The 15,238-nt window shown below is 65.4% G+C and carries 16 protein-coding genes; 7 read left to right on the forward strand and 9 right to left on the reverse strand.

The window, feature by feature from the left end; all coding sequences use genetic code 11:
• Positions 1–74 precede the first annotated feature (74 nt).
• A complete protein-coding gene (locus EDE12_RS13230; RefSeq protein WP_026598497.1) occupies positions 75–644 on the reverse strand; it encodes a hypothetical protein in 570 nt (189 codons plus the stop codon).
• 10 nt (positions 645–654) lie between these two features.
• Positions 655–1,830 (reverse strand): cyclopropane-fatty-acyl-phospholipid synthase family protein, encoded by a 1,176-nt coding sequence (locus tag EDE12_RS13235; RefSeq protein WP_245275750.1) that lies wholly within the window; start codon positions 1,828–1,830, stop codon positions 655–657.
• On the opposite strand from EDE12_RS13235, the gene EDE12_RS21880 reads away from it, so the two are divergent.
• Both EDE12_RS21880 and EDE12_RS13240 read left to right on the forward strand, forming a co-directional pair.
• A complete protein-coding gene (locus EDE12_RS21880; RefSeq protein ID WP_166671857.1) occupies positions 1,817–2,008 on the forward strand; it encodes a hypothetical protein in 192 nt (63 codons plus the stop codon). The two genes, EDE12_RS13235 and EDE12_RS21880, sit on opposite strands and share 14 nt — an antisense overlap.
• Before the next feature lie 234 nt (positions 2,009–2,242).
• Positions 2,243–2,515 (forward strand): hypothetical protein, encoded by a 273-nt coding sequence (locus EDE12_RS13240; protein WP_024879751.1) that lies wholly within the window; start codon positions 2,243–2,245, stop codon positions 2,513–2,515.
• Positions 2,516–2,625: 110 nt separating this feature from the next.
• On the opposite strand, the gene EDE12_RS13245 is transcribed toward EDE12_RS13240, so the two are convergent.
• Entirely contained in the window at positions 2,626–4,023 is a 1,398-nt protein-coding gene (locus EDE12_RS13245) for an exopolysaccharide biosynthesis polyprenyl glycosylphosphotransferase (protein WP_245267276.1), read from the reverse strand.
• Positions 4,024–4,147: 124 nt separating this feature from the next.
• Positions 4,148–5,242, reverse strand: coding sequence for an NAD(P)/FAD-dependent oxidoreductase (locus tag EDE12_RS13250; protein ID WP_026598495.1), 1,095 nt, complete (start codon positions 5,240–5,242; stop codon positions 4,148–4,150).
• A gap of 113 nt (positions 5,243–5,355) precedes the next feature.
• Between EDE12_RS13250 and ilvD the strand changes: the two genes are divergently transcribed.
• Together ilvD and EDE12_RS13260 are read left to right on the forward strand one after the other, a co-directional pair.
• Complete coding sequence (ilvD, locus tag EDE12_RS13255) at positions 5,356–7,200, forward strand: dihydroxy-acid dehydratase (protein ID WP_026598494.1); 1,845 nt, start codon at positions 5,356–5,358, stop codon at positions 7,198–7,200.
• 34 nt (positions 7,201–7,234) lie between these two features.
• Entirely contained in the window at positions 7,235–7,783 is a 549-nt protein-coding gene (locus tag EDE12_RS13260) for a hypothetical protein (RefSeq protein WP_024879747.1), read from the forward strand.
• 61 nt (positions 7,784–7,844) lie between these two features.
• On the opposite strand, the gene rlmJ is transcribed toward EDE12_RS13260, so the two are convergent.
• Together rlmJ and EDE12_RS13270 are read right to left on the reverse strand one after the other, a co-directional pair.
• The gene (rlmJ, locus tag EDE12_RS13265) at positions 7,845–8,696 is read right to left on the reverse strand and encodes a 23S rRNA (adenine(2030)-N(6))-methyltransferase RlmJ (RefSeq protein WP_026598493.1); all 852 of its coding nucleotides are present in this window, start codon (positions 8,694–8,696) and stop codon (positions 7,845–7,847) included.
• A gap of 3 nt (positions 8,697–8,699) precedes the next feature.
• Entirely contained in the window at positions 8,700–9,389 is a 690-nt protein-coding gene (locus EDE12_RS13270; protein WP_083967130.1) for a ribonuclease T2, read from the reverse strand.
• A gap of 145 nt (positions 9,390–9,534) precedes the next feature.
• Between EDE12_RS13270 and EDE12_RS13275 the strand changes: the two genes are divergently transcribed.
• The 3 genes from EDE12_RS13275 (at position 9,535) to EDE12_RS13285 (ending at position 12,338) form a co-directional block, all read left to right on the forward strand.
• A complete protein-coding gene (locus EDE12_RS13275; protein ID WP_348625814.1) occupies positions 9,535–10,104 on the forward strand; it encodes a hypothetical protein in 570 nt (189 codons plus the stop codon).
• A 98-nt stretch (positions 10,105–10,202) separates the two neighbouring features.
• Positions 10,203–11,564, forward strand: a complete 1,362-nt coding sequence (locus tag EDE12_RS13280) for an SGNH family hydrolase (protein ID WP_084484887.1) — start codon at positions 10,203–10,205, stop codon at positions 11,562–11,564.
• A gap of 159 nt (positions 11,565–11,723) precedes the next feature.
• Entirely contained in the window at positions 11,724–12,338 is a 615-nt protein-coding gene (locus EDE12_RS13285; protein ID WP_024879742.1) for a L,D-transpeptidase, read from the forward strand.
• 62 nt (positions 12,339–12,400) lie between these two features.
• Here the strand turns inward: EDE12_RS13285 and EDE12_RS13290 are convergent, their stop codons facing one another.
• The 3 genes from EDE12_RS13290 to EDE12_RS13300 all read right to left on the reverse strand — a co-directional run bounded on the left by EDE12_RS13290 (position 12,401) and on the right by EDE12_RS13300 (position 15,066).
• Complete coding sequence (locus EDE12_RS13290; protein ID WP_024879741.1) at positions 12,401–12,592, reverse strand: hypothetical protein; 192 nt, start codon at positions 12,590–12,592, stop codon at positions 12,401–12,403.
• A 7-nt stretch (positions 12,593–12,599) separates the two neighbouring features.
• Positions 12,600–14,018, reverse strand: coding sequence for a glutamate synthase subunit beta (locus EDE12_RS13295; RefSeq protein WP_026598491.1), 1,419 nt, complete (start codon positions 14,016–14,018; stop codon positions 12,600–12,602).
• A 160-nt stretch (positions 14,019–14,178) separates the two neighbouring features.
• A complete protein-coding gene (locus tag EDE12_RS13300) occupies positions 14,179–15,066 on the reverse strand; it encodes a branched-chain amino acid aminotransferase (RefSeq protein WP_026598490.1) in 888 nt (295 codons plus the stop codon).
• Between the last annotated feature and the right edge of the window lie 172 nt (positions 15,067–15,238).

Below are 15,238 nucleotides of genomic sequence, written 5' to 3' on the forward strand. Positions count from 1 at the left end.
GCGCTGATTTTCGAAATACGGCTCGGCGGCGAATCTTCGCATTCGCCGCCGAGTAGACAAAGACCACGCGCCGCTCACAAAGGCGCGTCTGGCACGCCATGCACATGGACGTCGCGGCCAGAGTGCTTGTTGAGAATCTCGACGGCGCTTTTCTCATGCGCCGCGTCGCGCGTGCGCGCCCATAGCAATATGCCGCCGCGATCCAGCTGCTCTTGCAGATATTGCGCGTGATGCTCGCCGATCAGCCTGGCGAAGAGCGCTCCGACCAACCCGCCGCCGCCGCCGGCGATAGCCGCCGCCGCGAGCGCGGCCGCCATGGTTCCGCCGCTCGCGAAGATCAGCCCCGCCGCTCCAATGGCGCCGATATAGCCGAGTCCGCCGACCAGCGCGCCTTGCGCCTCGCCGATCGACTCCGGCGAGATATACGAGCCGCGCGGAACATCGGCGTCGTCCGCCACATCCGCCGCCTTCTTATAGGCGTGGCCGAGTTTCGCATCGACGGTCTGCTCGCCGGCCATCAGGCTGATTTCGGCGAGATCGAAGCCCGATGTCTGCAATTCGTCAATCGCCTCCTGAAGCGCGTCGGCGGTGTCGAACACGCCGACAGCCTCGCGAACTTGGCTGGTCTCCTCGCCGGACGCCATGACTGTCTCCTCATATGCTCGTGCGATATAGATAGTCGCGGGTGAGCGGCACGGCGTCGATGCGCCTCGCCAGCTGAATGTGGAAGTCGACGAGCCCGGAATGCCGGAACCCCGCCTCGCAGCTCGCGAGATAGAACTCCCACATGCGGCAGAAGCGATCGTCGTAGATCTCCGCTATGCGCGACCAATTGTCCTTGAAGCGTCGTCGCCACATGCGCAGCGTGTCGGCGTAATGGAGGCGCAGAATCTCTATGTCGGTCGCATAGAGGCCGGCGCGCTCGATCGCCGCGCTGATCTCCGAGAGAACGGGCGCCTGGCCGCCGGGAAAAATATATTTCTCGATCCATGGGTTGCCGGCGCCCGGCCCGGCGGCGCTGCCCGTGGTGTCGACCAGCGCGACGCCATCCTCGACGAGAAGCGCGCGCAGCTTCTCGAAATATTCGCAATAGCGGCCATATCCGACATGCTCGAACATGCCGACCGATATGATCCGGTCATAATGTTCGGTCTCCTCGCGATAATCCTGCACAGCGAACCGAACGCGATTGTCGAGACCCGTCTCACGCGCGCGTTTTTGTGCATAGTCGCATTGCGCCTGCGAGAGGGTGAGGCCCGTCACCTCGACATCGGCGACGCGCGCGAGATAGAGCGCGAGCCCGCCCCAGCCGCATCCGATATCGAGCACGCGCTGGCCGCGCCGCAGCAGCAGCTTGGCGGCGATATGGGCGAGCTTTTGCTCCTGCGCCTGCTCGGCCAAGTCCTCCCGCGTCAGATAATAGGCGCAGGAATATTGACGCCCGGAATCGAGAAACAGCGCATAGAGCTCATCGGAGAGATCGTAATGCGCGCGAATCTCGTCCGGCGCGGCGCTCGGCGAATTGCTGCGCGCGAGGCGCTTCTGCATGCGTCGCGCCATGGCGCCGGCGCGCCACGGCCAATGGCCGTAGCCTTGGCCGAAATTGGCGAAGCACAAGTCGAAGAAATCGTAGATATCGCCGCTCCCTATGACGAAGGAGCCGTCCATATAGGCTTCGCCGAGAGCGATATCGGGCGCTAGCGCCAGCTTTTGCGCGAGATTGCGATCCTTGATCTCGACCGTCACCTCCGGCGCGCCGCGCCCGAAGCGGCGCACGCCGGCGTCCGGCCCGACGAGCGTCAGCGAGCCCGCTGCGATGGTTCTCGTCAAGAGCCGTTCGAGCGAAAACAGCGCTGTCATTTGCGACGTCCGGCTGGAGTTCGGCAAAGCGCCGAAACCTCAGATATCGCCGTGCGCCCATGCTTCAATATGCGGGCATGGCCACGCCGCCGCGCCGCCGGCCCGTGCGTTCACGCACATCGCCGCGATCCGGCGCGGGCCATTGTGAGCAGGTCGCTCACCGGCCCCGGTCTCTCAGACCAGCCACAGCGGCAGAGTGTGGAATTCCTCCTCTCGACCTTCTCCTGAGCCTTTTTCGAGCCGCCCCATCGCGGGGCGGCTTTTTTTTGCGCCGGCGGCGGGATGAAGCCCGGCCGGCCCTGCGCGCCGTTTCTTGCATGGGCGTCTCTGCATGGACGACCCTGCGCCGCAGGCGAGGGCTGATGCGTAAGAGGAGATCGACTTGGCCGAGGAACCGAAATTCACCCGCGAGCGCCCCAAGACGGTCGGCGAGCTGATCGAGGCCTTGCAGAAACTGCCCGCGGCCGCGCGCGTCTTGGTCCATGGCGAGGACGACAGCCTCTATGACTGCGGCGCGCCCATGATCGAGCTGGTGATGCTCAATCGATACCCCGACAGCAAGGACCATCTCGGCCCGCACAGGCTGTCGAGCGGCATGGACGCCGATAAGGCGATCGGCGTCGTCATCATCAATGACGCGAATCGGGAGTGGTGAGGGAAGCGCAGCGAATTAACGAAGCGCGCGGAATTTTCCGAGGGCCGGCCGTGGCGCGGCCCTCGTCGCAGCAGCCCTAGGCTCGGCGATCAGACGCCGCGCCGCCTCTCTCAATAAGCGCGCGAATCGCGCAGCACCATCATCATGGTGCGGAATATGATGCCGACGTCGAGTAGAAGCGTCCAATTGTCGATGTAATAGAGGTCGCAGTCCACGCGGTTGCGCAGCTTATCCAGCGTGTCCAGCTCGCCGCGGAACCCTTCGACTTGCGCCCAGCCGGTCATGCCCGGCTTCACCCTGTGGCGCACGGCGTAATATTCGACCAGCTCCTCGAGATTGCGCCCGTCGGTCTTGGTGGCCAGCGCATGCGGACGCGGGCCGACGATCGACATATCCCCGAGGATCACATTGATCAATTGTGGCAGCTCGTCGATGCTCGAGCGCCGGATGAGACGCCCTATGCGCGTCACGCGCGGATCGCCGCGACTGGTCTGAACGGTGGCGTGCGCATCGGTCTTCTCGGCGAACATGGAACGAAATTTCCACAATTCGAAAATGCGGCCGTTGAAGCCGACGCGCTGCTGTCGAAAGAAGATCGGACCAGGGGAGTCGATCCTGATCGCCAGCGCGGTCGCCGCCATCAGCGGCGCCAGCAGAATGAGAGCGCATGAGGCGAGAGCAATGTCCTCGAGGCGCTTGAACCAGAGGCTCCAGCCGTGAATCGGCTCCTCAATTCCACAAAAGGAGATGCGGTCGCCGAATTTCGCGACGCCGACGACATCCGCCAGCACGCGCCGATCCGCAGGCAGGACGAACACGCGCGTGGAGAGATGCCGCAGCATGTCGAGATTGCGCAGAACATTCGGTATCTCGGCCCAGGGCGCTGCGAGATAGACATGGTCGATCTCGTCCTGGACGATGCGATCCGACAAATCCGCGAGCTCGGCGAGATCGGCGTATTTGGCGTAGCCGACCACGACCTCCTCATTGCGGGTCTCACCCTCGATCTCGCGCGGATGCAGCGGGTCGCAGAGCACGCCGACCGAGAGCGCGCGATGGACGAAGGCGCTTTCCGCCAGCGCCTCGCGGATGCGCCTCAAGATCAAGGCGCGCGCGGCGACCGCGATCGCCGTGCTCGACCCGGCCCAAGAGAAGAACCAGAGGCGCGAATAGCTCTCCGCCGATTTCGTCGCCGCGGCGATGCAGATCATCAAGGCGAAAGTGGCGAGAAAGGAAAGCGTCGCGCGCCGCAGCACATGTCGGCGATCGAGCACGCTCGAGGTCCGATAGACCTCGAAAATATGCGCCAATCCGAACTGCAGGGAGGCGGCGAAGAAAATCGCCCAGATTTGCCACTCCTGCGGCGACGCCCCTGCCGATCCGCCGGGAAGCCCCACGCATGCGAAGCCCGCGACGATCAGAGTGAAAATGTCGAAGGCGGCAAATCCGGCAGAAAAATTATGGAGCGAAATTCGTTTCGACTTGCGAGTCGATCTGCGGGACCACACGACGTCCCGCGAGTCGCAGAAATCCAACCACATACTAGTCAACCCCGAAAATATTCGGAAGTAATGTAGCTTAATTTTCTGTCAATGCAAGTCGCGCATATGCTCTGTTTCGAGACAGATGCGTTCAGTCCAGCAAGGCGGCGACATGATCGCCGAGCGCCAACGCCGAGGTGAGTCCCGGGCTCTCTATGCCGAACAGGCAGACCAGCCCCGCGAGGCCGTGATCGGCCGGGCCGAGAATGCGAAAATCCGCCGCGGGCGCGCCCGGCCCGGTCAGCTTGGGCCTTATTCCGGCATAGTCGGGAACGAGCCTCTCGGCCGGCAGCTGCGGCCAGTAGCGACGAATGCGCGCCTCGAAATCGGCGCGGCGCGCGGCCGAGACGCGATAATCTTCGGCGTCGATCCATTCCACATCCGGTCCGAAACGCATGCGGCCGGCGAGATCCAATGTGACATGGACGCCGAGCCCGCCATCGATGGGAGCGGGATAAATCAGCCGCGTGAAGGGCGCGCGGCCGGAAAAGGCAAAATAGCTGCCCTTGGCGAGGATCAGCGGCGGTATAGCCGCCGGATCGAGCCCCGCTATGGCGGCGGCGACCGCCTGGGCGCGCAGCCCCGCGGCCACGACGAGAAGCTCGGCCTCCACCACGCCCGCATCGACGCCGCCGAAGCGAATGCGCCAGAGGTCGCCGATCCGCTCGGCTCCCGGAACCGGCGTCGCCAGAGCGATCGCGCCGCCGTGATCCTCGATCTCGCCGCGAAGCGCCAGCATCAGCCCGGGCGCGTCTATGACGCCGGTCTCGGCGCTGAGCAGCGCCGCTGCGCAAGAGAGCGCCGGCTCCAGCCGTCGCGCCTCGGCAGCGCTACAGGCGGCGAGGCCTTCGACGCCATTGGCGCGCCCATTCGCCAGCAGAGCGTCGAGCTTTTCCTCCTCGCCCGGCTCCGTCGCGACGATCAGCTTGCCGAGCCGGCGATGCGCGACGCCATGGCTCTGCGCGAAAGCATAGAGCGCGCGCCGCCCTTCGACGCAGAGCCGATGGCGCAGGCTGCCGGTCGGATAATAGAGCCCGGCGTGGATCACCCCGCTATTGCGGGAGGAGACGCCGCCGCCGATGGCAGGGCCGGCCTCGGCGACGATGACCTCATGGCCCTGCGACGCGAGGCTGCGGGCGACCGCGAGCCCGACCACGCCGGCGCCGACGATCAATGCGCGCGCCATGGGCTTCCTCTCGGCCGACGCTCACGCTCCGCCGGCTTCGGCCGGTTGCGGGGTCTGGCTCCTTGGGATAGTGCATCTGCGACACGCTTTTTGAAAGAAGAAGAGAGCCGCCCATGCCGCCGTTCCGCTCCCGCACCACCACTCATGGACGCAATATGGCGGGCGCGCGCGGCCTGTGGCGCGCCACCGGCATGAAGGATGATGATTTCGGCAAGCCGATCATCGCCGTCGCCAATTCCTTCACCCAATTCGTGCCCGGCCATGTGCATCTGAAGGATCTCGGCCAGCTCGTCGCGCGCGAGATCGAGAAGGCCGGCGGCGTCGCCAAGGAGTTCGACACGATCGCGGTCGATGACGGCATCGCCATGGGCCATGACGGAATGCTCTATTCCCTGCCCTCGCGCGAGATCATCGCCGACAGCGTCGAATATATGTGCAACGCCCATTGCGCCGACGCTCTCGTCTGCATCTCCAATTGCGACAAGATCACGCCCGGCATGCTGATGGCCGCGCTGCGGCTGAACATCCCCGCCATTTTCGTCTCCGGCGGCCCGATGGAGGCCGGCAAGGCCGTGCTGCATGGCGAGAGCCACGCGCTCGACCTCGTCGACGCCATGGTCGCGGCCGGCGACGACAAAGTGAGCGACGCCGATGTCGAGGTGATCGAGCGCTCGGCCTGCCCGACCTGCGGCTCCTGCTCCGGCATGTTCACGGCCAATTCGATGAACTGCCTCGCCGAGGCGCTCGGCCTCGCTCTGCCAGGCAATGGCACTGTGCTGGCGACGCACGCCGATCGCGAGCGCCTCTTCGTCGAGGCCGGCCATCTCATCGTCGATCTCGCCCGCCGCTGGTACGAGCAAGATGACGCCAGCGTGCTGCCGCGCTCCATCGCAAAGTTCGAAGCTTTCGAGAACGCCATGACGCTCGACATCGCCATGGGCGGCTCCACCAATACGGTGCTGCATATTCTCGCCGCCGCCTATGAGGCGGAAGTCCCCTTTACGATGGCGGACATCGACCGCCTGTCGCGGCGCGTGCCGGTCCTGTGCAAGGTCGCGCCCAGCGTGCCGGACATTCACCTCGAGGATGTGCATCGCGCCGGCGGCATTTACGCCATTCTCGGCGAGCTGGCGCGCGCCGGCCTGCTGCATACCGATCTGCCGACCGTGCATGCGACGACGCTCGGCGAGGCGCTCGCGCGTTGGGACGTGCGCGTCTCTAATAGCGAGAGCGTCGCGACTTTCTACCGCGCCGCGCCGGGCGGCGTGCCGACGCAAGTGGCCTTCAGCCAGAGCCGCCGCTTCGACGCGCTCGATCTCGACCGCGAGAAAGGCGCCGTGCGCGATGCGGACCACGCTTTCTCCAAGGACGGCGGACTCGCGGTTCTCACCGGCAATCTGGCGCTCGACGGCTGCATCGTGAAGACGGCGGGCGTCGACGATTCCATTCTGAAATTCGCCGGTCCGGCGCGCGTCTTCGAGAGCCAGGACGCCGCGGTCGATGCGATCTTGAATGGCAGAATCGTCGCCGGCGATGTGGTGGTGATCCGCTACGAAGGTCCGCGCGGCGGCCCCGGCATGCAGGAGATGCTCTATCCGACGAGCTATCTGAAGTCGAAGGGCCTCGGCAAAGCCTGCGCGCTCATCACCGACGGGCGTTTCTCCGGCGGCACTTCGGGCCTCTCCATCGGCCATGTCTCGCCGGAGGCGGCCGAGGGCGGCCTCATCGGTCTGGTGAAGGAAGGCGACAAGATCGAGATCGACATTCCGGCGCGCTCCATCCGCCTCGCCGTTTCCGAGGACGAGCTGGCGAAGCGCCGCGCGGCGGAAGACGCGCGCGGCAAGGACGGCTGGAAGCCGGCCAAGCGCGCGCGCAAGGTCTCGAAGGCTCTGCGCGCCTATGCGGCGATGACGACCAGCGCCGCGCGCGGCGCCGTGCGCGAGGTTCCAGGGGAGTGAATGAGTTCGACAGACTTCTCTCATGAGATGAGACATGGCGGCATATTCGGAAAAGGCGCAGCCATTTCTCGATGCGATCGCAGATGCGGTCTTCAATTCGATCACCGTTCGCGATTGGCTCATCCGAGGAACGCGAGCGCAAGCGCATTACGCAGGCGCTCCCGTTTTAATCGACGAGCAGCGCGCGGTTCGGTGGCGCAAAAAGCCGACGATACAGCCATTCTGGGCCAACTATCATTGCGGAAAGGACGACCGTTGCACATGTCGCATCGCCGGGAGCAGATCTTTGGAATCGGATGCCATCTTCTTTTTTCGAAATACTCTCGGCCATACCTTGGCTCTGCACGTCGAGTATAAGCATCCGAACGAACCGTTCCGTCCTGGCCAGCCGGAAGGCTACCCGCTCAGGGCCGCATGTTTTACTAAGACTCATTCGCAACGCCCGTCGCTGAATGCCCATGACGATTGGATAGCCATCCTATTTTGCGGAGATGAAACACTCCGCGACAGCAGATCGAGAAATTTCGACCGCGTCATCACACATTCCGAGGCACGCGGCATGATTCCGTCATACCCAAGATAGGCGCGCAGAAAATATCGCTTTTGGCCCGTAACGTTTCATGAAGCGGCTCGCTCTTGCCGCGTCACTCCCCGCTCACCCATTCGATCTCGCATCCGGCGCCCGGCCCCTGCGCCAAGCGCTCCGCGAGAAAGGCCGAGATCGCCCGCGCCTCCTCCTCGAAAGTGAAGGGCGGATTGACGACGAGAAGGCCGGTGCTGCGCAGCTTGGTGTCCGCCTCGGCGCCGCCGACGCACAGATCGAGACGCAAAATCTTCTTCACGCCGCTGGAGCGCAAGGCGCCGATCAGCCAGCGCTGCTCCGCCGCATCCTTGATCGGCCGCCACAGCGCATAAATCCCCGTCGGCCATTTGCGATGCGCGTCGAGAAAGGTCTTCAGCATGCGCTCGGTCTCGTCGCGCTGCTCGAAGGGCGGATCGATGAGCACGAGCCCGCGCCGCTCCTTCGGCGGCACGAAGGCGGAGAGACCGACATAGCCGTCGAGATGAATGGCCTTCACGCGCTTGTCGCGCGCAAAGCGCGTCTGCAGCGCGTCGAAAGCGTCCGGCCGCAATTCGCAGAAGACGGCGCGATCCTGCGGGCGCATGAAGCGCATCGCGATCAGCGGCGAGCCGGGATAGAGCGCCGGCCGCCCCTCGGCGCCGAGCGGGCCGACGATATCGAGATAGGGCGCGAGCAGATCGCGCAGCCGCGCATCGGCGCCGGAGAGATCGGCGAGCCGGCCTATGCCGCCGCGCCACTCGCCCGTGCGCTCGGCCGCATCGGCGGAAAGATCATAGGCGCCCTCCCCCGCATGCGTGTCGATGACGCGAAACGGCGTCTCCTTGCGCGTGAGATAGAGGAGAAGCCGCGCCAGCAGCGCATGCTTGAACACATCGGCGAAATTGCCGGCATGAAACCCATGGCGATAATTCATCGTCTACAAGGGCGCCGGCACGGAGATTTCGCCGGAGCGGCAAGCGCCGCGCGCGATCTCGGGACAGGGACGGAACTCGCGCAGATCGCGCGAGAAGCAGATGCGCACATCCTGCAGCGCGCCCTTGCGGCAGGTGACGGCGAGCATGCCCGGCCGCAGCCGCGGATTGGCGGCGATGAAGGCGCGCTGAATATCGAGCGGCGCAAAGCTCTGCGCCTGCCGCGGCCGCTCGAGCGGCGCCGGTATGGTCACGCTCTGCGTCGCGCGGCGCACGTCGAGGAAATAATCGGTCGGGCTCTTGCCCGAGCAACGGCCATGCTTGCGCCATTCGTGCCGCGCCAGGCCTTCATCGGGGTAGACGCCGGCGACATGCTCTAGCGCCATGCGCGAGGGCGTCGCGGCGCCGTCGCAATCGCTCGGAAAGCCATGCTCATATTGCGGCCACAGGCCATGAGTGACGAAGCCTTTGCCGAGGCCGGGCTCGCATTGCGCGCGATACTCGCGGCCGCCGCCGCTCTCGCAGAAGGCTGGCGACCAGGAGAGCGTCAGCACATAGAAGTCGAAGCCGCCGGCGCCACGCGCCTCCGCCGGATCGATCGCCGCGCTCCGCTCCGGGTCCGCCATGACGCCGATCGGCGCGAAAAGCGACAGGAGCGCCAGGACGGCGCCGACGAGGGTCGTTTGCTTGAACATGCGCCCGCTCCGAAAAAGCCCGGATGCGGATTGATGCCGGAGCGTGAGGCGTCGCGTCAAGCGGCGGTTCGGCGAAAGCCGACGGGCGTTGACGTAACCTACTTATTCACTAGGATAATGGGACGACGTCACGGAGAAACGCCACGTGCCGAGCGCAATTCGCACGCTCTTCGCCGCAATGGCGCTGCTCGGGCTCGCCGAAGCGGCGCGGACCGAGCCGGCGCGCGCCGCGACGATCGACGGCCAAGACGGCGCGGCGTCCGGGCGTCCCGACATCAGGAGCATCAAGATGAGCGAAGAATTGCGCTATCAGATCCGGCTGAACATCAGCGACGACTACGCCGAGCTCGCCCGCACCGATCCGCAGAACGCCGCTCTCGCGCCGATCGCCGCGATTTTGGCCAAGCATCACGCCGCGCTGAGCAATCAATTCGACGCTTTCGCCCATTATGTCGCCGAGGCGGAGAAACAGGGCGTCGAACATTTTCCGCTCTACAAATGGACCAAGGCGACGATCGAAGACCCGGTCAAGAAAGCCAAGCACGTCAAATCCTTCTCCCTTTATGTCGAAGGCGAGGAGGTCTATCCGAAGGCCGCTGCGGACGCGCTCGAAGCCGATCTCACGCCCTTCGTCGGCGGCGGCGTCGTGGAGAAGCTTTCCAAGCACGACACCGATCCGGCGCATAATCCGCAAGCGCCCGCGCATTTACGATAATAGCGCGAGCGCAGCCGCTAACGGCGAAGCGATCCGCCCCGCGCGTCTCAGCGCGGCGCCGGATCGCTTTGACGCCGGGGCCGCGCTATATTGGCGATATGCGCAGCCTCTCCCGCACCCTCGGCCTTTTCGCGATTCTTTTCCTCGCGCTGCTCTTTAGCGGTGTGGACAGCGCGCGGGCGCAGGACCCGGTCGGGGATTTCTTTCAAGGGCTGTTCGGCGGCCGCCCACGCGCCCATTCGGAGGCCCGCCCGGCTGCGCGCGAGACCGGCCGCATGCGCCGGCTGGTGCCGCATCGCGAATATAGCGCGCCCGCCTATTGGCACGGCCAGAGCAAGGCGGCCAAGAAGGACAAGACGCAAAAGCCCGAGGACCCCAACGCCCCGCCGCCCTTCCAGGTGGCGGTGATCGGCGACAGCCTGGGCCAAATGCTGGCCGACGGCTTGGACGAGGCCTATTCGGACCGCGCCGACATTCGCATCCTGCACCGGGCGAAGGACAGCACGGGCCTGGTGCGCGAGGATTATTTCGATTGGCCGAAGGCCGCGCGCGAGCTACTCGCCGGCGGCGACAAGATCGACATGGCCGTCATCATGATCGGCTCCAATGATCGTCAGGCCATTCACGAGGGCGCGGAGACGATCGAGACCTTGTCGCCGCGCTGGCGCGAGCGCTACGCCCAACGGGTGGAGACTGTGCGCGCGGCGTTTCGCGAGAAGAAGATTCCGCTGGTTTGGGTCTCTCTGCCCGTCACCAAGAGCGAGCATTTCGCCGCCGATATGGCGAAGCTCAACGACATCTACCGCCAGGCGGCGGCGCAGGACAGCGCGGCTTTCATCGATATTTGGGAGGCCTTCGCCGATGAGCGCAACCAATACCAGGCCTTCGGCCCGGATATAAACGGGCGCATCGTCAAGCTGCGGTCGGCGGACGGCGTCCATTTCACCGATGTCGGCGCGCGAAAGCTCGCCCATTTCGTCGAGGGCGAGATCAAGCGGCTCTTCGACGCGCGCCATCCGACGCCCGACGCCGCGCCGGCGGAAGCCGCCCTGCCCCCGGCCGAGGAAACGCCGCCCGCAGAGGCCGCCGTCGTCGCCCCGCCGGTCCAGATCATCGCGCCGAGCGGCCCGGCTCCCGCGGTCGCGCCCACTCTGCCGGCGGATCGGCCGGCGATCGGCCAGACGCAGTCGCTGACGAGCGCCGCCGTCGCGGCGGACGGCGAGCTGGCGCGGCGCGTGAAATCCCCCTCCACGACGGGAGAGGCCCAAGCCGCCGCGGCGCGCGCGCTCGTCGATCATATTTTCGTCGAGGGCGGCGAGCAGCCGAGCCAGCCCGGCCGCGCCGATGATTTCTCCTGGCCGCGAGGCGGCGCCAAGGTCACGCCGGTCTCCGCGCCGACGCCTGCGCAGGCTTCGACCCCGGAGCCCGCCGTCGCCCCCTCCGCCGCCGAGACGCGCTGAGCGGGACGGTTCGCTCAAAACGCGCGGAAACCGTCAATTCCGCATTCAATTCGTCTCGAATGAAGCGCGCTGGCGAAGCGGCCTCGAGGGAACAGGCGCGCCGGCGGCGCATTTTTCTCCCGCTCGAAAGGCCCGAGGGCCTCGAAGGGAGTATCCATCATGTATTTTCGTCGTTCGTCTCTTTCTGTCGCACTCGCGCTGGGCTTCGGCTGCGCTGCGCCCGCCGCGCAGGCTTTCGAAAACCCGTTCGCCTTTCTATTCAGCGGACGCTCGGCGGCGGCGAGCGCCCCGTCCTCTTCCGAGGGCCAGCTCTCCGGCGAATATTCCTCGACGCGCTCGGTCGTCGCCGATCCGACCCGCCAGCGGCCGGGAACGGTCACCGTCGACACGCAGAATCGCGTTCTCTATCTGTCGATGAACGATGGCCAGGCGATGCGCTATGGCGTCGGCGTCGGCCGTCCGGGCTTCACCTGGCGCGGCCATACGCATATCGGCCGCAAGGAGGCCTGGCCGGCTTGGACGCCGCCTTCCGCCATGCTGCACCGCCGCCCCGATCTGCCGCGCCATATGAGCGGCGGAGCCAATAATCCGCTCGGCGCGCGCGCCATGTATCTCTATTCGGGCGGCCGCGACACCATGTTCCGCATCCATGGCTCGAACGAGCCCTGGACGATCGGCCATGGCGTCTCTTCCGGCTGCATCCGCATGCTGAACGGCGACGTCAGCGACCTCTATAGCCGCGTGAAGGTCGGCACGCAGGTCCACGTCCTCTGACGAGAAACGCCGGCGGCTCGTCTCGCGACGAGCGCCGGCGTCTTATTTTCGGCTCGGTCGCGTCAGCCGACGCAATTGGCGTTGGTCAGGCCGGAGATGATGACCTGCGCGACGACCCAGACGCCGATCAAAATCCAGGCGATACGCGTTTTCTTCTGCCCATAGAGATAGGCGCCGCCGATCGGCATGGCGAGCAGCGCATAGGGCAGAGCCGAATTTCCGATATTCTCGCAGAACCACAAGGCCGTGGGCATGTTTTCCTCACCTCGGTAGATTTGTTTCGCCCATCAGGAAGGCGTCCACCGAGGCGGCGCACTGCCGGCCCTCGCGGATCGCCCATACGACAAGCGATTGCCCGCGCCGCATGTCTCCGCACGCGAAGACTTTTTCGCGTGACGATCGATAGGATTTGACGTCGGCGGCCACATTGCCGCGCGGGTCCAGCGTGACCGCGAGCTTTTCCAGCAGGCCCTCGCGGACCGGCGAGACGAAGCCCATGGCCAGCAGCACGAGATCGGCCTTCAGCGTGAACTCGCTGCCAGGAATGGCGGCCAGCTTGCCATCGACGCGCTCGCAGCGCAGGCCGGTGACGGCTCCGTCGGCGCCGATGAACTCGCGCGTCATCACCGCGAATTCGCGGGTCGACCCCTCGTCATGGGAAGAGGAGGTGCGCAGCTTCAGCGGCCAGTCCGGCCAGGTGACGAGCTTGGCTTCCTTCTCCGGCGGGCGCGGCATGATCTCGAGCTGCGTCACCGAAAGCGCGCCCTGGCGCACCGATGTGCCGATGCAGTCCGAGCCCGTGTCGCCGCCGCCGATGACGACGACATGCTTGCCGGAGGCGAGGATCGGCTCATTGGTGACGAGCGGCTCGCCTGAGACGCGGCGGTTCTGCTGCGGCAGGAAATCCATGGCGAAATGCACGCCGCGCAGATCGCGCCCCGGAATGGAAAGATCGCGCGGCTGCTCGGAGCCGCCGGAGAGGATCACGGCGTCATGCTCGGCGACGAGCTTCTCCGCCTCGAGATCGACGCCGACATGCACATTATAGTGGAAGGCCACGCCTTCCGCCTCGAGCTGCGCCACACGGCGGTCGATGAGATGCTTCTCCATCTTGAAGTCGGGAATGCCGTAGCGCAGCAGGCCGCCGGCCTTGGCGAACTTCTCATAGACATGCACGTCATGGCCGACGCGCGCCAGCTGCTGCGCGGCGGCGAGCCCGGCCGGGCCGGCGCCGACGACGGCGATGCGCTTGCCGGTCTTGGTCTTCGGCGGCTCGGGCGAAATCCAGCCCGCCTCGAAGCCGCGGTCGACGATCGCACATTCGATCGTCTTAATCGTGACCGGCTGGTCGACGAGATTCAGCGTGCAGGAGGCCTCGCAGGGCGCAGGGCAGACGCGGCCGGTGAACTCCGGAAAATTATTGGTGGAGTGGAGATTGGCCAGCGCGCGGCGCCAGTCGCCGTGATAGACGAGGTCGTTCCAGTCGGGGATCTGATTATTGACCGGACAGCCATTGTGGCAGAACGGAATGCCGCAATCCATGCAGCGCGCCGCCTGATTGCGGGTCGCCTCCTCGGAGAGGGCGATGACGAATTCGTCATAATGGCGGATACGGTCGGCGGCCGGCTTATATTTGCGGTCCTGCCGGTCGACTTCCAGAAACCCCGTGACCTTTCCCATGCCTCGCCAACCCCTCGGCCCGTCGTATCAATGGTGCCTTCGAGGGATTTTTTACCACGAAGACGCGTAGGACACGAAGCAAATCGTCTCGGATATCGCTTTCCCGACTCGTCCGCCGGCTCGCGAATGTCTCTCCGCGCGCGCTTTTACGCGGCGAAGCTCAGGCGGCGGCCGCTTTCGGATCGACTTCGCGCGTGTAGTCTTCGATCAGCGTGCGCGAGATCGCGCTCGGCGTGAAGCGATAGGGACCGGCCTCCGCGACCGGCGTGACCTCGGCGCCCGTGCCGCAGATGAAGCACTCGCTGAACTCCGGCAGCTCGTCCGGCATGATGCGGCGCTCGACCACCTCAATCCCGCGGCGGCGGGCGAGATCGATGACCGTGCGGCGCGTGATGCCGTCGAGGAAGCAATCGGCGATGGGGGTGTGCAGCACGCCGTCTTTCACGAAGAAGATATTGGCGCCGGTGCATTCGGCGACGCGGCCCTGCCAGTCGAGCATCAGAGCGTCAGCGTAGCCGCGGCGCTCGGCGCGATGCTTGGAGATGGTGCAGATCATATAGAGGCCGGCCGCCTTGGCCAGCGAGGGCGCAGTCTGCGGATCGGGCCGGCGATAATCGGCGACGTCGAGGCGAATGCCCTTCATCTTGGTGGCCACGTCGAACATGCTCGGCCAGTCCCACACGGCGATCGCGACATTGATCGTCGAATTCTGCGCGGCGACGGCCATCATCTCGCTGCCGCGCCAAGCCACCGGCCGCACATAGCAGCTGTCGAAGCCATTGGCCTTCACCACCGCGGCCTTGGCGGCGTCGAGCTCGGCGACGCTATAGGGAATCTCGAAATCGAGGATCTGCGCGGAACGCTTGAAGCGCTCGGAATGCTCGGTCGATTTGAAGATCACGCCGCCATAGGCGCGCTCGCCCTCGAACACGCTGGAGCCATAGTGCAGCCCATGCGAGAGAACGTGGAGCTTGGCGTCGCGCCAGGGGATGAGCGCGCCATTGAACCAGATGTAGCCGTCGCGCTGGTCGAAAGGCAAAACCGACATCCGACACTCCGATGAGGTCAAGGGCGAAAAAGAAGGGAGCCGTCCCATGCGGCGGCCGGTCTCGAGCCGGCCTTCTCCAAACCACTAGCCATCGGTCAGAAATATGTCAATATAGCTGACGTATAAGTTCAGGACGATCGAGCGGCGCCGGAGGGAGCGTTTCACCCTCCCA

This window comes from Methylosinus sp. sav-2 (assembly GCF_004366495.1).
GTDB lineage: Bacteria > Pseudomonadota > Alphaproteobacteria > Rhizobiales > Beijerinckiaceae > Methylosinus.

Excerpts from the sequence above, each read along its gene's own strand:
- EDE12_RS13270 (WP_083967130.1), bottom strand. The coding sequence starts at position 9,389 with ATGTTCAAGCAAACGACCCTCGTCGGCGCCGTCCTGGCGCTCCTGTCG.
- EDE12_RS13285 (WP_024879742.1), top strand. The coding sequence starts at position 11,724 with ATGTATTTTCGTCGTTCGTCTCTTTCTGTCGCACTCGCGCTGGGCTTC.
- EDE12_RS13230 (WP_026598497.1), bottom strand. The coding sequence starts at position 644 with ATGGCGTCCGGCGAGGAGACCAGCCAAGTTCGCGAGGCTGTCGGCGTG.
- ilvD (WP_026598494.1), top strand. The coding sequence starts at position 5,356 with ATGCCGCCGTTCCGCTCCCGCACCACCACTCATGGACGCAATATGGCG.
- rlmJ (WP_026598493.1), bottom strand. The coding sequence starts at position 8,696 with ATGAATTATCGCCATGGGTTTCATGCCGGCAATTTCGCCGATGTGTTC.
- EDE12_RS13260 (WP_024879747.1), top strand. The coding sequence starts at position 7,235 with ATGGCGGCATATTCGGAAAAGGCGCAGCCATTTCTCGATGCGATCGCA.
- EDE12_RS13300 (WP_026598490.1), bottom strand. The coding sequence starts at position 15,066 with ATGTCGGTTTTGCCTTTCGACCAGCGCGACGGCTACATCTGGTTCAAT.
- EDE12_RS13295 (WP_026598491.1), bottom strand. The coding sequence starts at position 14,018 with ATGGGAAAGGTCACGGGGTTTCTGGAAGTCGACCGGCAGGACCGCAAA.
- EDE12_RS13280 (WP_084484887.1), top strand. The coding sequence starts at position 10,203 with ATGCGCAGCCTCTCCCGCACCCTCGGCCTTTTCGCGATTCTTTTCCTC.
- EDE12_RS13250 (WP_026598495.1), bottom strand. The coding sequence starts at position 5,242 with ATGGCGCGCGCATTGATCGTCGGCGCCGGCGTGGTCGGGCTCGCGGTC.
- EDE12_RS13290 (WP_024879741.1), bottom strand. The coding sequence starts at position 12,592 with ATGCCCACGGCCTTGTGGTTCTGCGAGAATATCGGAAATTCGGCTCTG.
- EDE12_RS21880 (WP_166671857.1), top strand. The coding sequence starts at position 1,817 with ATGGTTCTCGTCAAGAGCCGTTCGAGCGAAAACAGCGCTGTCATTTGC.